The 18,175-nt window shown below is 72.4% G+C and carries 18 protein-coding genes; 12 read left to right on the top strand and 6 right to left on the bottom strand.

What is annotated here, in order from left to right:
- Window positions 1-39 precede the first annotated feature (39 nt).
- Together B5D80_RS08545 and hppD are read right to left on the bottom strand one after the other, a co-directional pair.
- On the bottom strand, window positions 40-768 hold the full coding sequence (locus B5D80_RS08545; RefSeq protein ID WP_088643242.1) for an RDD family protein: 729 nt from the start codon (window positions 766-768) through the stop codon (window positions 40-42).
- An 11-nt stretch (window positions 769-779) separates the two neighbouring features.
- Window positions 780-1,985, bottom strand: coding sequence for a 4-hydroxyphenylpyruvate dioxygenase (gene hppD / locus B5D80_RS08540; RefSeq protein WP_088643241.1), 1,206 nt, complete (start codon window positions 1,983-1,985; stop codon window positions 780-782).
- A 140-nt stretch (window positions 1,986-2,125) separates the two neighbouring features.
- Between hppD and B5D80_RS08535 the strand changes: the two genes are divergently transcribed.
- The 6 genes from B5D80_RS08535 to B5D80_RS08510 all read left to right on the top strand — a co-directional run bounded on the left by B5D80_RS08535 (window position 2,126) and on the right by B5D80_RS08510 (window position 8,778).
- Window positions 2,126-2,614, top strand: a complete 489-nt coding sequence (locus B5D80_RS08535; RefSeq protein ID WP_088643240.1) for an Lrp/AsnC family transcriptional regulator — start codon at window positions 2,126-2,128, stop codon at window positions 2,612-2,614.
- A gap of 163 nt (window positions 2,615-2,777) precedes the next feature.
- On the top strand, window positions 2,778-4,235 hold the full coding sequence (locus B5D80_RS08530) for an outer membrane protein assembly factor BamB family protein (protein WP_245854344.1): 1,458 nt from the start codon (window positions 2,778-2,780) through the stop codon (window positions 4,233-4,235).
- 67 nt (window positions 4,236-4,302) lie between these two features.
- Window positions 4,303-5,970: a fumarate hydratase gene (locus B5D80_RS08525; protein WP_088643239.1), complete on the top strand. Its 1,668-nt coding sequence runs from the start codon at window positions 4,303-4,305 to the stop codon at window positions 5,968-5,970.
- 116 nt (window positions 5,971-6,086) lie between these two features.
- On the top strand, window positions 6,087-6,653 hold the full coding sequence (locus B5D80_RS08520; RefSeq protein ID WP_088643238.1) for a hypothetical protein: 567 nt from the start codon (window positions 6,087-6,089) through the stop codon (window positions 6,651-6,653).
- A gap of 2 nt (window positions 6,654-6,655) precedes the next feature.
- Window positions 6,656-7,333, top strand: a complete 678-nt coding sequence (locus B5D80_RS08515; RefSeq protein WP_088643237.1) for a nucleotidyl transferase AbiEii/AbiGii toxin family protein — start codon at window positions 6,656-6,658, stop codon at window positions 7,331-7,333.
- 44 nt (window positions 7,334-7,377) lie between these two features.
- Window positions 7,378-8,778 carry a class II fumarate hydratase gene (locus B5D80_RS08510; RefSeq protein ID WP_088643236.1) on the top strand — a complete coding sequence of 467 codons (1,401 nt, stop codon included), beginning with the start codon at window positions 7,378-7,380 and terminating at the stop codon, window positions 8,776-8,778.
- 86 nt (window positions 8,779-8,864) lie between these two features.
- Here B5D80_RS08510 and B5D80_RS08505 read toward each other — a convergent pair whose 3' ends face one another.
- The gene (locus tag B5D80_RS08505; protein WP_088643286.1) at window positions 8,865-9,113 is read right to left on the bottom strand and encodes a hypothetical protein; all 249 of its coding nucleotides are present in this window, start codon (window positions 9,111-9,113) and stop codon (window positions 8,865-8,867) included.
- Between the two features lie 743 nt (window positions 9,114-9,856).
- Between B5D80_RS08505 and B5D80_RS08500 the strand changes: the two genes are divergently transcribed.
- Genes B5D80_RS08500 through B5D80_RS08490 form a run of 3 tightly spaced genes read left to right on the top strand, consistent with a single transcriptional unit; the run spans window position 9,857 to window position 11,508 of the window.
- The gene (locus B5D80_RS08500; RefSeq protein WP_088643235.1) at window positions 9,857-10,669 is read left to right on the top strand and encodes a helix-turn-helix domain-containing protein; all 813 of its coding nucleotides are present in this window, start codon (window positions 9,857-9,859) and stop codon (window positions 10,667-10,669) included.
- The gene (locus tag B5D80_RS08495; protein ID WP_245854342.1) at window positions 10,660-10,872 is read left to right on the top strand and encodes a DUF397 domain-containing protein; all 213 of its coding nucleotides are present in this window, start codon (window positions 10,660-10,662) and stop codon (window positions 10,870-10,872) included. Before B5D80_RS08500 ends, B5D80_RS08495 begins: the two co-directional genes overlap by 10 nt.
- Before the next feature lie 54 nt (window positions 10,873-10,926).
- Window positions 10,927-11,508 (top strand): GNAT family N-acetyltransferase, encoded by a 582-nt coding sequence (locus B5D80_RS08490; RefSeq protein WP_245854340.1) that lies wholly within the window; start codon window positions 10,927-10,929, stop codon window positions 11,506-11,508.
- Here B5D80_RS08490 and B5D80_RS08485 read toward each other — a convergent pair.
- Complete coding sequence (locus tag B5D80_RS08485; protein WP_088643233.1) at window positions 11,465-12,013, bottom strand: CGNR zinc finger domain-containing protein; 549 nt, start codon at window positions 12,011-12,013, stop codon at window positions 11,465-11,467. The two genes, B5D80_RS08490 and B5D80_RS08485, sit on opposite strands and share 44 nt — an antisense overlap.
- A gap of 77 nt (window positions 12,014-12,090) precedes the next feature.
- Here B5D80_RS08485 and B5D80_RS08480 point away from each other — a divergent pair, with 77 nt between their 5' ends.
- From B5D80_RS08480 to B5D80_RS08470, 3 genes are all read left to right on the top strand, one after another.
- The gene (locus B5D80_RS08480; RefSeq protein WP_088643232.1) at window positions 12,091-13,053 is read left to right on the top strand and encodes an EamA family transporter; all 963 of its coding nucleotides are present in this window, start codon (window positions 12,091-12,093) and stop codon (window positions 13,051-13,053) included.
- A gap of 134 nt (window positions 13,054-13,187) precedes the next feature.
- Window positions 13,188-13,877, top strand: coding sequence for an HAD family hydrolase (locus tag B5D80_RS08475; protein ID WP_088643284.1), 690 nt, complete (start codon window positions 13,188-13,190; stop codon window positions 13,875-13,877).
- An 89-nt stretch (window positions 13,878-13,966) separates the two neighbouring features.
- On the top strand, window positions 13,967-15,658 hold the full coding sequence (locus B5D80_RS08470) for a S8 family serine peptidase (protein ID WP_169733043.1): 1,692 nt from the start codon (window positions 13,967-13,969) through the stop codon (window positions 15,656-15,658).
- Window positions 15,659-15,837: 179 nt separating this feature from the next.
- Here B5D80_RS08470 and B5D80_RS08465 read toward each other — a convergent pair whose 3' ends face one another.
- Together B5D80_RS08465 and B5D80_RS08460 are read right to left on the bottom strand one after the other, a co-directional pair.
- Entirely contained in the window at window positions 15,838-17,073 is a 1,236-nt protein-coding gene (locus B5D80_RS08465; protein ID WP_088643230.1) for an endonuclease domain-containing protein, read from the bottom strand.
- Window positions 17,074-17,434: 361 nt separating this feature from the next.
- Window positions 17,435-18,103, bottom strand: coding sequence for an IclR family transcriptional regulator (locus B5D80_RS08460; RefSeq protein ID WP_088643283.1), 669 nt, complete (start codon window positions 18,101-18,103; stop codon window positions 17,435-17,437).
- Between the last annotated feature and the right edge of the window lie 72 nt (window positions 18,104-18,175).

The following is an 18,175-nucleotide window of genomic DNA, read 5'->3' as shown; positions in this document are numbered from 1 at the left end:
GTCTCGCCCTGCGCTGTCCGGTGCGGTCGCTCTGCTCGCTCACCCGGCAACCTTAACGACGATGGTGCCGGCGAACTTGTCGTGGAGGCACTGCTGCCACGGCTTGTCCCAGAGCTGCCACAGCCCGTCGAGGTAGCTGAAGACGGGAATGACCGCCCCGCCGATCTGGTAGGCGGCCCACCGCTTGGCCGCCGCCGTACGGTTCAGCGTGGCGGCCGGGTCGAGCGGCACCACCTGGATCCTCATCACCCGCTTGCCGATGGTCTGCCCGGTCTTGAACATCATCTCGACCTGGTAGACGTAGCTCAGGGCGAACGCCACCACGAAGATCACGCCCTGCAACACCAGCATCGGAATCAGGAAGTTGGTGAACGGGTCGGAGGTGGCCCGGCCGTCGGCGGTGGTGGTCAGGTCGGGCAGGACCATCCGGAAGAAGACGATGAAGGCCGGCACGATGAAGACCATGCTGGCCGCGATGAGCACCGCCCCGTCGATGAGCACGGCGAGCAGCCGGTCACCGAAGCTGGCCAGCGGCAGCCCACGCGGCGACATCCCGGGCGGCGGCATCCCGGGTGCCGGCGGCGGGTACCCGGGCATCCCGGCGTACGGGCCGGGTCGCGGGTACCCGCCGGGCGGGGCGGCGTAGGGGCCGGGTTGCGGCGGCACGGCGTACCCCTGGGGGTGTGGGCCGGCGGGCGGCGCGAAGCCGCCGGCGGCGGGCCTGGGCCCACCGGCCGGCGGTGTCGGGTAGCTCGGAGGTTGCGTCACGCGAGACAGTGTTACAAATTGCCGCGCGCTTCCTGCTCACGCTCGATGGCTTCGAACAGCGCCTTGAAGTTGCCCTTGCCGAAACCGAGCGAGCCGTGCCGCTCGATCAGCTCGAAGAAGACCGTCGGCCGGTCCTGCACGGGCTTGGTGAAGATCTGGAGCAGGTAGCCGTCCTCGTCCCGGTCGACCAGGATCTTGCGGGACTTCAGCTCCTCGATCGGCACCCGCACGTTGCCGATCCGGGCCCGCAGCTCGGGGTCGTCGTAGTACGAGTCCGGCGTGTCGAGGAACTCGACGCCGGCCGCCCGCATCGCGTCGACGCTGGCCAGGATGTCGTTGGTGGCGACCGCGATGTGCTGCGCGCCGGGGCCCTGGTAGAACTCCAGGTACTCGTCGATCTGCGACTTCTTGCGGGCCACCGCGGGCTCGTTGAGCGGGAACTTCACCTTCCGGGTGCCGCTGGCGACGACCTTGCTCATCAGCGCCGAGTAGTCGGTGGCGATGTCGTCGCCGATGAACTCCGCCATGTTGGAGAAGCCCATCACCCGCTTGTAGAACTCCACCCACTCGTCCATCCGGCCCAGCTCCACGTTGCCGACCACGTGGTCGACGGCCTGGAAGAAACGCTTCGGCTGGAGCCCGGCGGCGATCATCGGCTGCCGGTCCACGATCGGCCCCCGGGCCACGAAGCCGGGCAGGAACGGGCCGGTGTAGCGGGACCTGTCGACCAGGCTGTGCCGGGTGTCGCCGTACGCGGCGATGGTGGCCAGCCGGACGGTGCCGTACGCGTCGGTCACGTCGTGCGGCTCGATGAGGCCGGTCGCGCCCTGGGCCACGGCGTGCGCGTACGCGGCGTCGACGTCAGGCACCTCCAGCGCGATGTCACTGACCCCGTCGGAGTGCTTCGCGACGTGGTCGGTGCCGGCCGCGTCGGGGCGGACCGCGCCGGTCAGCACGAACCGGGCGGACCCGCTGGTCAGCACGTACTCGGCGTGGTCCCGGTAGCCCTGCTCGGGCCCCCGGTAGGCCACGCAGGTCATGCCGAACGCGGTGGAGTAGTAGTGCGCGGCCTGCTTGGCGTTGCCGACCAGGAAGTGCACGTGGTCGAGGCCCTTGACCGGGAACGGGTCACGGGTGATGTCGTGGTCGACTGCGCCGACGAGCGTGTCGACGTCGATGTCCTCGGTCGACTGGGGTCGGTCGATCGCCTGGGTCACGGTGGCCTCCCTCGGTTGCGGCCGGCGTCGTGGGCCGGTGGTCCGTCAGCTCTTGCAGGCAGCATCGCGGGGGGGTCGTCCACTGGGCAACACTCACGTTTTCCCCTGGTCAGGTTGCGCAATCGGTAGGGTGTTCAGCCATGAACGCTGGACAGGGTGTACAGCTCGACGAGCTGGACGGCAGGCTGGTCCAACTCCTCGCCGACGAACCCCGGATCGGGGTGCTGGAATGCTCCCGCCGGCTCGGGGTGGCCCGGGGCACCGTGCAGGCCCGGCTGGACAAGCTGGTCGACCGGGGGGTGATCGGCGGGTTCGGGCCGGAGATCCGCCCGGCGGCGATCGGGTTCGCGGTGACCAGCTTCGTCACCCTGGAGATCAGCCAGCGGCACGGCCACGACACGGTCACCGCCCACCTGGCGGCGATCCCCGAGGTGCTGGAGGCGCACACCATCACCGGGGCGAGCGACCTGCTCTGCCGGATCGTGGCGCGTTCCAACACCGACCTGCAACGGGTGATCGACCAGATCGTCTCGTCCGAGGCGATCCGCCGGGCCTCCACGATCATCGCGCTCGCCGAGCAGATCCCGTACCGCACGCTGCCGTTGCTGCGGTCCGCCGTCGGATCGTGATCAAGCCACCTGGGCTGATATAGCGGCATCCGAAGGCTCTGTTGGCGCTATATCGGCGATGTTGTGATGCGTCCGGTCTGCCCGACGGGTGCGCCGTCCGCCGGGGAGAAAGCGGGGCGACACTCCGGCGCGGGGGCGGGGCGGGGAGGTGATCGTCGCTACGGTGTCCGGTGTGAAGGGCCTTGGCGGGGTGCGGGGAGGGCTGCTGCTCGGGCTCGTCATCGTGATCGCGCTCGCCGTCACCGGCGTGTGGAACCCGTTCCCCGGGGTGTGGGACTGGGTCGACCGCAGCGAGCCGATCTCCGAACCGGACGTGTCGTGGCAGCAGCGGGTCGGCGGCACCCCGAAGAGCGTCACCATCGTCGGCGACACCGTCGTGGTCGAGCAGCGTACCCGCACGGAGGTGCGCAGCCTCGCCACCGGCGCTCCGCTGTGGGAACGCAAGGCGGACTGGTCGGCGGTGGCCGGCGGCGACCGCGACGCCGTCGTCGCCGTGGGCAAGCTCCTGGTCAAGGGGTACGAGCTGCTCGACCCCACCACCGGGGCGGTACGTCGACGCGACGGCGACGCGGTGGCCGTCTGGACGTACCGGAACATGCTGCTGGACGCCCGCTGCGTGGCCGCCACCGACTGCACGCTGAGCGCCTGGGACCCGCGCGGCACCAGCCCACTGTGGACGGCGTTCCTGCCCGGCGTCAGCAGCGGACTGTTCGCCGACAACCCGGGCCTGCTCGGCACCCGGCGGCTCACCGCACACCGGATCGACGAGGCGGTGGCCGGGCCGGAGGCGGCGCCGCCGCTGCTCGGCTTCCCGGTCGACGGCCGGGTGCACGTGGTGGACACCGCCACCGGCCGGGTGGTGCAGGACGTCGAGCCGGGCCGGGACGAGCGGTTGTCGGTGGTCGGCGGACGGCTGCTCAGGATCCGCGCGGTGTCGGTCGACGGCAGTTGCCAGTACGCCGTCTCGGCCCGTGACCCGGCCACCGGGCAGGAGGTGTGGCGGCGCAGCGGGTTCAACCTGCGCACCGCCGACAGCGCCGGATGCGCGCAGCGGGAGGACCCGCAGGGGGCGCGCAGCGTGCTGATCGGGGTGGCCCCCGACGGGCGGGAGGCCGTCCTCGACGGCTACGACGGCCGGCTGCTGCTGGTGGACGCCGAGGGCGAGAAGCTGCTCGCCGTCGACGACAGGTACGCCCTGGTCCGCAGCGCCGACAAGGAATCGGTCATCGCCCGGGACCTGGGTACCGGCAGGGCCCGCTGGAACCGGCCGGCCGGCGCGAAGGCGGGCGCGGCGCTCACCCCGTACGCGGCGGTGCTGACCGGGGACAAGCCGAACCGGCTGGTCGCCGTGGACCCGCGTACCGGCCGGGAACTGGTGGTGTTGCGGACCAGCGCCAACGCGCTCGCCGTCGGCCCGAACGGCATGGTCGTCGGCGAGGGGCGGGAGATCGGGTACGTCCGGTTCGGCGCTGGTGCCGGCGCGCCCCCGCCCGCCGCGCCCCCGGCCGGTTCGGACGGCGGTACCGGTACCGGCTCCGGCCCGGGACGGACCGGCGGCGCGCCGGACCCCGAGGACAGTTGCGGGCCGAAGCGGGAACTCTGCGCCAACGGCAACGGGTGAGAGCGGCGTCCCACGACCCACCCGGCGGGTGTCACCGATCGCCCGGTCTGCCCTAGGCTTTTCCGTCATGAGCAGTGCCGCCGCGTTCTCGTACGCCCCCTTGCTGCCGACCGGTCCGGATCAGACCGAATACCGCCTGGTCACCGACGAGGGCGTCGACGTCGTCCACGGCCCCGGGGGCCGCCGTTTCCTGACCGTGGAGCCGGCCGCGCTGACCGCGCTGACCGCCGAGGCGATGCACGACATCGCCCACTTCCTGCGCCCGGCGCACCTGGCCCAGCTCAGGTCGATCATCGACGATCCGGCGGCCTCGCCGAACGACCGGTTCGTCGCGCTGGACCTGCTGCGCAACGCCAACATCGCCGCCGGTGGCGTGCTGCCGATGTGCCAGGACACCGGCACCGCCATCGTGATGGGCAAGCGTGGCCGGCACGTGCTCACCGACGGCTCCGACGCCGAGGCGATCTCGCGTGGCGTCTACCAGGCGTACACGCGGCTGAACCTGCGGTACTCGCAGCTCGCCCCGCTGACCATGTGGGACGAGCGGAACACCGGCAGCAACCTGCCCGCCCAGGTGGAGCTGTACGCCGAGGACCCGGACGGGCACCCCGACGCGTACAAGTTCCTGTTCATGGCCAAGGGCGGCGGTTCGGCCAACAAGTCGTACCTCTACCAGGAGACCAAGGCGCTGCTCAATCCGACGCGGATGATGCAGTTCCTGGAGGAGAAGCTGCGGCTGATCGGCACCTCGGCGTGCCCGCCGTACCACCTGGCGATCGTCATCGGCGGCACCTCGGCCGAGTACGCCCTCAAGACCGCCAAGTACGCCTCCGCGAAGTACCTCGACGCGCTGCCCACCTCCGGTTCGATGACCGCGCACGGCTTCCGGGACCTGGAGTTGGAGGCCGAGGTGCTGGAGTTGACCCGCAACTTCGGCATCGGCGCGCAGTTCGGCGGCAGGTACTTCTGCCACGACGTGCGGGTGGTCCGGCTGCCCCGGCACGGCGCGTCCTGCCCGGTGGCGATCGCCGTCTCCTGCTCGGCCGACCGGCAGGCGATTGCCAAGATCACCCCGTCCGGGGTGTGGCTGGAGCGCCTGGAGACCGACCCGGCGCGCTACCTGCCGGACGTCACCGACGAGACCCTCGACGCCTCCGACGTGGTGCGGGTCGACCTGAACCGGCCGATGGACGAGATCCGGGCCGAGCTGTCGAAGTACCCGGTGAAGACCCGGCTGTCGCTGACCGGCCCGCTGGTCGTCGCCCGGGACATCGCCCACGCCAAGATCGCCGAGCGGCTCGACGCCGGGGAGCCGATGCCCCAGTACCTGCGCGACCACGCCGTCTACTACGCCGGCCCGGCCAAGACCCCCGAGGGGTACGCGTCCGGCTCGTTCGGCCCGACCACCGCCGGCCGGATGGACGCGTACGTGGCGAAGTTCCAGGCCGCCGGCGGCTCCCAGGTGATGCTGGCCAAGGGCAACCGGTCCGCCCAGGTGACCCGCTCCTGCCAGCAGCACGGCGGGTTCTACCTCGGCTCGATCGGCGGCCCGGCGGCCCGGCTCGCCCAGGACTGCATCAAGCACGTCGAGGTGCTGGAGTACGCCGAGCTGGGCATGGAGGCGGTCTGGAAGATCGAGGTGGAGGACTTCCCCGCGTTCATCGTCGTCGACGACAAGGGCAACGACTTCTTCGCCGAGGTCACCAAGCCGGTGCTGACGGTCGGCCGCCGCTGATCGTTCCCGGAGCCGCGAAGGGGGCGCCGGAGGCTTCGGCGCGTGAGCGTCCAGGGCTGTTCGTGCTGTTCGTCGTCTGCCTAGCGTGCTGGGCCTAGCCTGGTAGGCTTCTGTGGGTGGACCGGTACTCCGAGGACGAGCTGCGGGCGGTCGTCGCCAGGTACGAGGCGACCCGGGCCGCCGCCCTGACCGAGCGGGACGAGCAGTTGCGGGTGTTCCACGCAGCCGGCTGGCGGCCGGTCGACCTGCAACGGATCACCGGGTACAGCCGGGAGACGATCCGCCAGGCGCTACGACCGGAGATCCGGCAGGCGGCCAACCTCAGTCGCCGCAAGACTTCGCCGCAGCCACCGACGGACTACCGCCCCTACGGTGACCGCAAGCCCTACGTCGTGGCCGACACCCTCGCCGCACTGACCGGCCCGACCGCGGGCGTGGTCACCCTTCCACGTCATCTGGACTGGTCCGGTCACGCCGAGTACGACCTGAGTCGGCCCGCACGCCTGTCCAGCATGTACAAGGTGGTGCTCACCGAAGCCGGCACGGTCGACGACCTGAATGCCTGGCTCGACGGCGACCAGCTCCGGCGGCTCTGGCCCACCCTCTGGCTGCCGCCCCGGCTCCGACGACTCTGGGAGGACGCCTTCCCCGAACTCGTCACCGCCGGCACGAACGCCGCGTAACGGTGGATGCCTTCCACGAGAGGCTCGCCCGCACCGGGCTCGCCGCCGCCCGACGGTACGGTTTCGCCCTCGCCGGTGGCTACGCCGTGCAGGCCGCCGGGATGCTCGAACGCCCCAGCGAAGACGTCGACCTGTTCACCGCCTGGGACCGCCGTGACGAGTTCGGCACCGCAGTCTCGGCCGTCGTGGACGCCTACCGTGACGATGGTCTGACCGTCGACATCGAGCGACAGTACGACACGTTCGCCCGGCTGACCGTTGCCGACGGCGACCGTGCCGCCAAGGTGGAACTCGGCGTGGACTGGCGTGCCAACGAACCCATCCTCATGACCATCGGACCGGTACTGCATCCCGACGACGCGGTCGCGAACAAGATGAGCGCGCTCTACGGACGGGCGTTCGCCCGTGACTTCGTCGACATCGACGCCGCGCTCCGATCCGGTCGCTACACCCGGGAAGCGCTGCTCCACCTTGCGCACCGCGCCGATCGCGGGTTCGATCGACGCGTCTTCGCCGAGGCTCTCGGACAGGCCAGCCTGCTCGATCCCGACGACTTCGCCCGGTACGGCGTCACCGGTCGGGCACTCGACGATCTCCAGAGCCGATTCGCCAGCTGGCGCGGTGGACTACTCGACGAACAGCGTCCGCCGAGTGACGAGGCAGCAGGCCCGTCGGAGTGAGCGATCATCTGCGGTCCGACCCAGGGCGGGGCAGGATGGGACGGGTGACGACTCCAGACGCAGCGGGCTACCGGATCGAACGTGACTCGATGGGCGAGGTGGAGGTGCCCGCCGAGGCGTTGTGGCGGGCACAGACCCAGCGCGCGGTGCAGAACTTCCCGATCTCCGGCCGGGGCATCGAACCGGCCCAGATCAAGGCGCTGGCCCAGATCAAGGGTGCCGCCGCCCTGGTCAACGGCGAGCTGGGGGTGATCGGCGCGGACGTCGCCGAGGCGATCGCCACCGCCGCCGCGCACGTGGCCGACGGCGGGTACGACGACCAGTTCCCGATCGACGTGTTCCAGACCGGCTCGGGCACCTCGTCGAACATGAACACCAACGAGGTGATCGCCACCCTGGCCACCCGGGAGTTGGGCCGGGACGTGCACCCGAACGACGACGTGAACGCCTCGCAGTCCAGCAACGACGTCTTCCCGTCCTCGATCCACCTGGCCGCCACCCAGTTCGTGGTGGAGGACCTGCTGCCGTCGCTGCGCCACCTGGCGGAGGCGTTGGAGGCGAAGGCGGCCGAGTTCGAGACGGTCGTCAAGGCGGGGCGTACCCACCTGATGGACGCCACCCCGGTCACCCTCGGTCAGGAGTTCGGCGGGTACGCCGCGCAGGTGCGCTACGGCGTCGAGCGGTTGGAGTCGGCGCTGCCCCGGCTGGCCGAGCTGCCGTTGGGCGGCACCGCCGTGGGCACCGGCATCAACACCCCGCTGGGCTTCGCCGGCAGGGTGATCGAGAAGCTGCGCGCCTCGACCGGGCTGCCGTTGACCGAGGCCCGCAACCACTTCGAGGCGCAGGGGGCGCGGGACGCGTTGGTCGAGACGTCCGGCCAGTTGCGTACCGTCGCGGTCGGGCTCTACAAGATCGCCAACGACGTACGCTGGATGGGGTCCGGGCCCCGGGCGGGCCTGCGGGAGCTGCGCATCCCCGACCTCCAGCCCGGCTCGTCGATCATGCCGGGCAAGGTGAACCCGGTGGTCGCCGAGGCGGTGCGGCAGGTCTGCGCGCAGGTGATCGGCAACGACGCGGCGGTCGCGTTCGCCGGCAGCCAGGGTGACTTCGAGCTGAACGTGATGCTCCCGGTGATGGGCCGCAACCTGCTCGAATCGATCAAGTTGCTCTCCGCGTCCAGCCGGCTGTTCGCCGACCGGCTGGTGGCCGGCCTGGTCGCGGACGCCGAGGTCTGCCTGGCGTACGCGGAGGGGTCGCCGTCGATCGTCACCCCGCTCAACCGCCACCTCGGGTACGACGAGGCCGCCTCGATCGCCAAGGAGGCGCTGGCGAAGCAGGTCTCCATCCGCGAGGTGGTGATCTCCCGGGGGCACGTCGACTCCGGCAAACTCACCGAAACCCAGCTCGACGAGGCCCTCGACCTGCTCCGGATGACCCACCCCTGACCGGTTCCTGCTCGATCAACTCCTGTGGGGCCGATGTAGCGGTGTCAGGCGGATTTGATAGCGCTACATCGGCCCCCGCGAGTGGATCATGGCTCGGTCGGCGGGCGGGTGCGCGGAACCCAGGCGAGGAAGCGGGCGAAGAGGGTCGCCGGGTCGGGCCCGGTGTCGGGATAGAGGCGGTACAGGTCGGCGGCGGCGTCGTGCAGCACCGTGCAGAGGTAGATGTTGAGCGCGACCCGATCGTGGGCATACTCGGAGACGAGGGTGAGTCGGGCGGTCCCGCAGGGCCACGGCGCGGCGCACACCCGGCACAGCCAGAGCGGGCGCAGCGGCAGGTGGGGGCGCGAATGTGCCGGCCCCGGCCCGCTGCGGCCGACCGGGTCGGGTGGTCCGCCGGTGTGGCGCGGCCCGTCCGGACCGGCCGCCGCGTTCACCGCCGTCCCCGGTTGGCGCGCCATTCCTGGGCGAGCGTGAGCCAACCGACCCGCCCCACCCGGGGAAACGAGAGGGTGGTGTCCTCCCACCCGGGCGGACCCGACCCGGTGCCCGGAGGTACCTCCGCTCCAGTGTCCGGGGTCGGATGGGCGTCCGGTCCGCTGGCCCGGTAGGGGGCCGGGTGGGTGGCTGGCCCGGTGGTCGGGGACGGGGCCGGATGAGCGCCCGGTCCGCTGGACGGGGACGGGGACAGCGACGGGGGTGGGGATGGGGTCGGGTGGGTGGCCGGTCCGGCGGGCGGGGGAGCGGGCCGGCCGGGTGGGGCCGCTTCGGGGAGCCGGGCGGGTCGGAATCTGCGGGCAAGCCGGTGTCGCCAGGTGAGCCGGGGCATCGCGTCGCCTCCATGATGGGTCGGCTGGTCGTCTCCCCCGGCGGTGGGACCGCCGGCCGGGGAGCGGGCCGTCCCACCGCGACACCGGCCCGCCCGGGGGGAGAGCGGTCGATGTCGCACTTCACAGTCTGCTGATGAAACCACTACCGTGTGAAGGGTTGTTGTCGGCTTCCGGTCTTGTCCTGTGTCAGCGGCGTCCCTGGTCGGCGTGGTGTCGGAGTCGATCGTCGGCGCGGTGGAGGGCGGCTGGAGATGACGGACGGGCGGATGACGGCGGCGGCCTTCCTCGTCGCCGAGCTGCGGCGGGCCCGGACCCGGCGGGGCTGGAGCCAGGACGACCTCGCCAAGGCGGTCAACTACTCGGCGTCGATGGTCAGCGCGATCGAGCTGGGTCAGCAGCCGCCCACCGCGAAGTACCTCGAACTGGTCGACAGGGCCCTCGACACCGGCGGCATCTTCGGCCGGATGCTCACCGACCTGGTCGCGCTCGACCGGGCCCGGGTGTGGCAACTCGGCTGGCGGGCACTGATCGAGCAGGCGCGCGCGGTCCGCTGGTACGAGCCGCTGTACGTGCCCGGTCTCTTCCAGACGGAGGCGTATGCCCGAGCCGTCTTCGAGGCCGGCGCGTTGCTCGACGGGCCCGAGGTGGAGCGGCGGCTGACCGACCGGCTGGAGACCCACGCGGTGCTGTACCGCGACCAGCCGCCGCAGGTGGTCGCGATCCTCGACGAGGCTGCCCTCCGCCGTCAGGTCGGCAACCGGAAGGTGATGGGTGAGCAGGTCGCGCACCTCGCGCGGGTGGCGACGGAGCACCCCCGGGTGCGGCTGCACCTGGTGCCGGGCACGGCCGGGGAGTACCCGGGGCTCGCCGGGGGTTTCGTGCTGGCGACCCTGCCAGACGGCGTGGAGCTGGGGTGTGTCGGCGGGCAGGTCCGCACCCAGGAGTTCACCGAGCCCGACGTGCTGATCCGGATGCGGGAGGTCTGGGAGTCGACCCTGGGTGAGGCGTTGCCCCCGGCAGAGTCCATCGAGTTGATGCGGGAGGTGGCGGAGTCGTGGAACTGACCGGTGCGGCAGGTCGTGCGGTTCCCGGGCCGAGCGGCCCGGTCTGGCGCAAGAGCAGCCGCAGCAGCCAGAACCACGACTGTGTCGAGGTGGCGAACCTGGTCGGGGTGGTCGGGGTGCGGGACAGCAAGGACCCGGCGGGTCCGGTGCTCACCTTCCCGGCGTACTCCTGGCGGGTCTTCCTGGCCGCGCCGCCGCGCTGACGGGACCGGAAAAACCGGTCGACCGCACGGCCGGCGGCCGGCATGATCCGGGGCGTGACCGGCTCGGACGGGGTGCTGTTGACGACGGCCCGGCTGCGGCTGCGCCGCTTCACCGGCGACGACGTGCCGCGACTGGTCGAGTTGGACGGCGACCCGGAGGTGATGCGGTTCCTCACCGGCGGCCGGCCGACCCCGCCCGCCACGGTCCGGGACGAGCAGCTACCCCGGATTCTCGACGGGTACGACCGCTACCCGGGGCTGGGCCGGTGGGCGGCCGAGGACACCGTCGACGGTGCCTTCCTGGGCTGGTTCGCGCTCGACCCGTCCGACGGCGGCACCGGGCCGGAGCTGGGGTACCGGCTGCGCCGCCCGGCCTGGGGGCGGGGCCTGGCCACCGAGGGCGCCCGCGCGCTGGTCGACCACGCCTTCACCATCCCGGACGTACGCCGGGTGTGGGCGCAGACGATGGCGGTGAACGTACGGTCGCGGGCGGTGCTGGCGAAGGCCGGACTGCGGTACGTCCGCACCTTCCACCTCGACTGGCCCGACCCGATCGCCGGAACAGAGCACGGCGAGGTGGAGTACGAGCTGCTCAGGGTCGACCACCTGCCGCCTTGCGGGCCCGGTAGGCGCTGACCGCGACCCGGTTGCCGCAGCCGGCGTCGCAGAACCGGCGGGACCGGTTCTTGGACAGGTCGACCAGCACGTTGGGGCATTCGGGGTGGGCGCAGTGCCGTAGCCGGCCCAGTTCGTCGCCCCGGACCAGGTCGGCGACGGCCATCGCCGCCTCGACGGCCATCCGGGTGGCCAGCGGGGCGTCCCGGGGCACCGCGTGCACGTGGTAAGGCTCGTCGTCGTGCCGGATGAGCTGCGGCAACGCCCGGGACTCGCGGAGCAGGTCGTTGACCACGGCGACGACGGTGTCCGGGTCGTCGTCCCAGAGCCGGCGTAGCCGGGGGCGCAGCGCCCGGACGGCGTGCAGTTCGGCGTCGGTGCGCTCGTGTCGGCCGGTCCACTGGTTGGCGGTGACGAAACGGTCAAGCGCGGCGATGTCGGGCAGCCCTTCGCCGTCCCGGCCGTCGGTGTTGACCAGGGCGGCGGCGGCGGTCAGCCCGCACTCCGTGTCATGGGCGAAAAGCAACTTGACCCCTGTCGTCGTCGACGGCTAGCGTCATCGGCGTAATCCTACTTTGCTGATGTCACGTCGGAGGAGTCCCGATGCCGCACCGATCCACCGCCGGCACCGGCCTGGCACTCGCCCTGCTCTCCGCCGTCACGTTCGCCACCTCCGGCACCTTCGCCCGGTCGCTGATCGACGCCGGCTGGTCGGCGGAGGCCGTCGTGGTCGCCCGGGTCGGCCTGGCCGCCCTGGTGCTGGCCGTCCCCGCCGTGCTCGCGCTGCGCGGCCGGGCCGGGGTGCTGCGTCGCAACCTCGGCCCGGTCACCGTCTTCGGCCTGCTCGGCGTCGCCACCGCCCAGGCCTGCTTCTTCAACGCCGTCCGCTACCTGCCGGTCGGGGTGGCCCTGCTGCTGGAATACCTCGGCATCATCCTCGTGGTCGGCTGGCTGTGGCTGGTGCACGGGCAGCGCCCCCGCCGGCTCACCGTCGCCGGTTCGCTGGCCGCCCTGGTCGGGCTCGTCCTGGTGCTCGACCTGACCGGCACCGGCAGGCTCGACCCGGTCGGCGTGCTCTGGGGCCTCGGCGCGGCCGTCGGGCTGGCCGGCTACTTCGTCCTCGCCGCCCGGGTCGACGCCGACCTGCCCTCGGTGACCATGGCCAGCGGCGGGATGGCCGTCGGCGCGGCCGTGCTCGCCCTGCTCGGCCTGGTCGGGGTGCTGCCACTGCGGGCCACCTTCGGCGCGGTCGACTTCGCCGGGCAGCGCACCAGTTGGCTCGTCCCGATCGTCGGGCTGTCGCTGGTCGCCGCCGTGGTGGCGTACCTGACCGGGATCGCCGCGACGCGCCTGCTCGGCGCCCGGCTGTCGTCGTTCGTCGGGCTGACCGAGGTGATGTTCGCGGTGCTCATCGCCTGGCTGGTGCTCGGCGAGCTGCCGGTGCCCGTGCAGCTCGCCGGGGGTGTGCTGATCGTCGCCGGGGTGGCCCTGGTCCGCCTCGACGAGCTGCGCGCGGGCCGCACCGAACAGGCGGCGGCCCGGACGGACGAGCCGGCACTGACCTGAGCCGCCCGATGATCGCCCCGGGGTGACCGGGCGGCACGCTGCCCAGTGCGTGGGGGCGACCTGCCCGGCCCTGCCGCCGCCGGGGCGGCCTGCTCGGCGTGGCCGGGTGCGACGAACGTGAGAGGGTGTCGGACATGCTCAGCGTGGTGGTGTTCGACGCCGACGAGACCCTGATCGACCTGCGCCCGGCGGTCACCGGGGCCCTGGTGGCCGTACTGGAGGAGATGCGTCGCCGGACGCCGGTGGCGGCCGGGGTGACCTTCGCCGAGGTGGAGTCCGACTGGCAGGCGGTGTTCGGGTCGATGACCGCCGCGCCGGTGATGGAGATCCGCCGGGCCGCGCTGGCCCGGTCCCTCGACCGGGCCGGGCTGGTCGGTCAGCTCGACGAGTTCGCCGAACTCTTCTTCACCAGGCGCTACGCGCTCAGCCACCCGTACCCCGACGCCCTGCCGGCGCTGGCCGCGCTGCGGGCCGACTTCACCCTCGGTTACGCCACCAACGGCAACAGCCGCGCCGAACGCTGCGGCCTGCCCGGAGAGTTCGCCTTCGAGTTGTACGCCCACGAGGGCGGCCTGCCCAAGAAGCCCGACCCGGCGTTCTACGCCGCGATCGTCGCCGCCGCCGGGGTGCCGGCGGATCAGATCGCGTACGTCGGCGACTCGATCGCCCACGACGTGCTGGGCCCCCAGCAGGCCGGGATGCGCGGCATCTGGCTCAACCGGCCCGGACTCCCCCTCCCCGAAGGGGTACGCCCCGACGCCGAGGTGCGCACGCTCACCGACCTGCCGGCGGCGCTACGCAACCTGCAACCGACGAATGCCTGATGCGGGACGAATTCGGATTTGTATCTGGCGGAATCGTCGCCGGTGCTATGGGATGGCTGCCACGTCCCTCAACGAGAGGATCTGATGTGGTGAGCAAGCGCTTCACCGCCGGAGCCGTCGCGACCGCGGCGGCCCTGGCACTTACGGTGACCGGCCTGACCGTCCCGGCGAACGCCGGGCCGACCACCAGCCGGACGTTCACCGTGGTGGCCGAGGACGGCGTTTCGGCGGACGCGGCTATCGCCGCGATCCGTGCCGCCGGTGGCACCGTCGTGTCCCGTACGGACGACGTCGGTCTCTACCAGGTCACCAGCGACCGGGCCGACTTCGCCGGCCGGGTCACCGCCGCTTCCGCGCTGGTCGGCGCGGCCGAGCAGCGGGCCATCGGCCGCAAGCCCAAGCTGGACCGGGTCGCGCAGGAGAACCTGCTGACCGAGACCCGGAAGGCGGCCAAGGCGGCGGCCAACGCCAAGGGCAAGAAGCTGGACCCGCTCGACGACAAGCTCTGGGGTCTCACCATGATCGGGGCCGACAAGGCCCGCAAGGTCATGCCGGGCGACAAGCGGGTCACCGTGGGCATCCTGGACACCGGTGTCGACGCCAGCCAGCCCGACCTCGCGCCCAACTTCAACTGGGCGCTGTCGCGCAACTTCGCCCCGGACATCGCCGAGGTCGACGGCCCGTGCGAGGTGCCGAGCTGCCTCGACCCGGTCGGCACCGACGACGGCGGGCACGGCACCCACGTCGCCGGCACCATCGGCGCGGCCGCCAACGGCTTCGGCCTGTCCGGCGTCGCTCCGAACGTCTCGCTGGTGGAGCTCAAGGGCGGCCAGGACTCCGGGTACTTCTTCCTCAACCCGGTCGTCAACGCACTGGTGCACGCCGGCAAGTCCGGCCTCGACGTGGTGAACATGTCGTTCTACGTCGACCCGTGGCTCTACAACTGCACCGCCAACCCGGCCGACTCGCCCGAGTCGCAGGCCGAGCAGCGGGCCGTCATCAAGGCGATGAAGCGGGCCCTGAACTTCGCCCACAACAAGGGCGTCACCCTGGTCGGCTCGCTGGGCAACAACCACGAGGACCTCGGCGCGCCCCGCACCGACGTGTCCAGCCCGGACTACGGCGCCGACCCGTACCCGCGCCCGATCGACAACGAGAGCTGCTGGGACTTCCCGGTGGAGGGCCCGCACGTGATCGGCGTGTCCGCCATCGGCCCGTCCGGCAAGAAGGCCGACTTCTCCAACTACGGCACCGAGCAGATCTCGGTCGCCGCGCCGGGTGGCTGGTTCCGCGACGGCTTCGGCACCGACACCTACCGCACCGACGCCAACATGATCCTCTCGACGTACCCGAAGAAGGTGCTCCAGGAGGAGGGGTCGGTCGACGAGAACGGCAACGTCGTGCCGGGCTTCGAGAACTCGGTGTTCAAGCAGTGCACCACCGCCGGTGAGTGCGGCTACTACACCTACCTCCAGGGCACCTCGATGGCGTCGCCGCACGTCAGCGGGGTCGCCGCGCTGATCGTCAGCAAGTGGGGCAAGAAGGAGGGTAAGGACGGCTACGGCCTGGCACCGGCCAAGGTGGAGCAGCACCTCTACCGGACCGCCACCGAGCACGCCTGCCCGGAGCCGCGTCTGCAGAGCTACGCCAACGAGGGCCGGTCGACCGAGTTCGACGCGTACTGCGCCGGGTCGCTGAACTTCAACGGCTTCTACGGGTACGGCATCGTGGATGCCAACGCGGCGGTCCGCAGCCCGCTCAAGCCGAACGTCAACCCCTGACGCCACGGCCCTGGGAGAGGCCCGGACGACCCCGGTCGTCCGGGCCTCTCCGTGTCCGGCCCCTTCTGCTCCTGCATGACGGGGCCGATGTTGCGGTGTCGGGGCCGATTCTGCGCGACGGGGCCGATGTTGCGGTGTCGGGGCGGGGGGACAGCGCAACACCGGCCCAAGGGGGCGGATCATCGGCGCCAGCCGTGTCGGGTGAGGACCATGCGGACCTCGCCGGCCACGGTGGGGAAGTCGTCCCTCAGTTGGCGGCTGGTCACGTGCAGGACGGTCCAGCCGGCGGCGACCAGGTGGTTGAGCCGGCGACGGTCATGGTGCAGTTGCCCGGGATCGCTGTGCCAGTGCCCGTCGTACTCCACCGCGACCCGGAACTGTGGCCAGGCGAGATCGGGGTGCAGCACCAGCCCCGACGGCAGCAGTACGGGGTGCTGCGCGACCGGACGGGGCAGGCCGGCCAGCACGAGTCGTACCCGCAGGTGCGACTCGGGCGGTGACTGCGCGGCCGGATCGGTCAGGTCGAAGACCCGGCGGGCCCGCACCCCACCCCGCCGGTCGGCGAAGCGCGCGGCGATCTCGGCGAGGGCGGTCTGGTTGGTCAGGCCCCTGCCAAGCAGCGAGTCGACGATGCCGACCGCCCGGACCGGGTCCAGCCAGGCCGCCGTCTCCCAGGCGGCGAGCGCGGGGGACGACCGGGGCAGGACGGGCGGTGCCGTCGCGGTGGGGGGACCGGACAGCGCCGGAGGTGTGGGCAGGGGCGGCTGGGGTTCCGGGGCCGACGTGGGTGTGCCGGGCCGGAGCCGGACCTGCGTGGTGAGACTGGCCGATGTGAGGTGGTGGGCTTCTGGTGGCGTGGGCGTGGCGTCCTCGGGGAGCTGGTGGGACGCATACCGTCGCGGATGAGCGACCGGCTCACCGGGGATGGCGACGCTGTGCACCCGGATACCGCCCGGCGGACCAGGCCACCCGTCGCCCGCGCCCGACCATCCACCGGCCGCGCCGGGCCACCCACCAGCCGCGTCGCGTCGAGCCCCGTCCGCTTCGAGCCGGATTCTGCTGGTACCGGCGGTACGGCGGAAGGAGGACGTGACCGCCCCCTGGGAGCCGACCCGGGCCGCCCGGGGGACGAGCACGTGCACCTCGTCGCCGAAGCCGGCGGCGTGCTCGATCCCGTGCAGGTACGCCGCCGACGGGCCGGCGACGAGCGTGCCGGCGGGCATCCGGAGGAGGGCGGCGCGGCAGGTCAGGGCGTGGTTGCGGGCGAGTCGGGCATCGGCGTACACGTCGTGGCCGAGCCGGAGCCAGGATGCCCCGCGCAACTGGTGTCGGGTGAGGAGGCCCTGGCGGATCGCGTCCGAGCCGCGGAACACCTGCCCGACGAGGGCGGCCGGACGATGAGGTCGAGGTGGCATGACCTCAGCGTCGGGCCTGGCGGACGCCCGGCGACACCCCTGTGGACAACCGCCCCTGTCCGTGAATCCACCCCCTGTGGACAAACCCCCACCGCCCGCCGGAGCGTGGTATGGCGCGGTCTCCTTCCCGTCAGCGCGCCCCGACCATCACCCGCCCGCTCTCCGCTCCTGGGCGCTCCACGCCCCGCCCCGCGAGCGCTGGCGAGGGAAGATCGCCGTGATCGACTCATCTGGGCCGAAGTTGCGGGGTGGAGGCCGGCGGGATACCGCTGTTTCGGCCCAGAGGAGTCGATCACGGCCGAGCCGAGCCGGGCCGAGCCGAGCCGGACCCGGGGCCGGGTCCGGTAGGGCGGGGGGAGGGTCAGGACAGGGCGGTGGCGATCGTCCGGGCGGCGGCGGTGACCTGCGGGCCGACCGTGTCGACCGGCAGCGGGGCCAGCGAGATTACCCCGACGCTCGCCTCCAGGCCGGGCACCCCGAGTACCGGCGCGGCCACCCCGTACGCCCCGGCCTGGAGTTCCCCGGTGGTGCTCACCGGGCCCGCGTGACCGGCCCGCCCGGCGAGGACGGCCCGCCCGGCGGCCCCGCGTTCCAACGGGTGCCGCGCCCCCGGCCGGTACGCCACGTGGAACGACGTCCAGCTCGGCTCGACCACGGCCAGGGCGACCCCCTCGCCGCCCTCCACCACGGTCAGGTGCGCGGTCGCCCCGGTCTGTTCGGCGAGCCGCCGCAGCGCCGGCAGGGCCCCCTCGGCCAGCAGCGGCTGGGCCCGCCGGGCCAGGTGCAGCACGCCGACGCCGAGGCGCAGCCGGCCGTCACCGCCCCGGCGCAGCATCCCGTGCCCGGTCAGCGCGCCGACCAGCCGGTAGACGGCGGCCCGACCGATGCCGAGCCGGTGGGCGGCCTCGGTGACGGTCAACCCGGCCGACGCGTCGGCCACCAGGTGCAGCAGGCGCAGACCCCGGTCCAGGGTCTGCGCCGTCTCGCCCCCGGCGGGAACCTGCTGGCCGGGTCCGTCACCGGCAGGCACGCGGCGGCCCTGATCGTCGGCAGGTACGCGGTGGCCGGGGTCGTCACCTGCGGGCACCCGGTCGCCCGGCTC

The organism is Micromonospora wenchangensis, from assembly GCF_002210435.1.
GTDB classification, from domain to species: domain Bacteria; phylum Actinomycetota; class Actinomycetes; order Mycobacteriales; family Micromonosporaceae; genus Micromonospora; species Micromonospora wenchangensis.
This window is presented reverse-complemented; position numbering and strand designations above follow the sequence as displayed.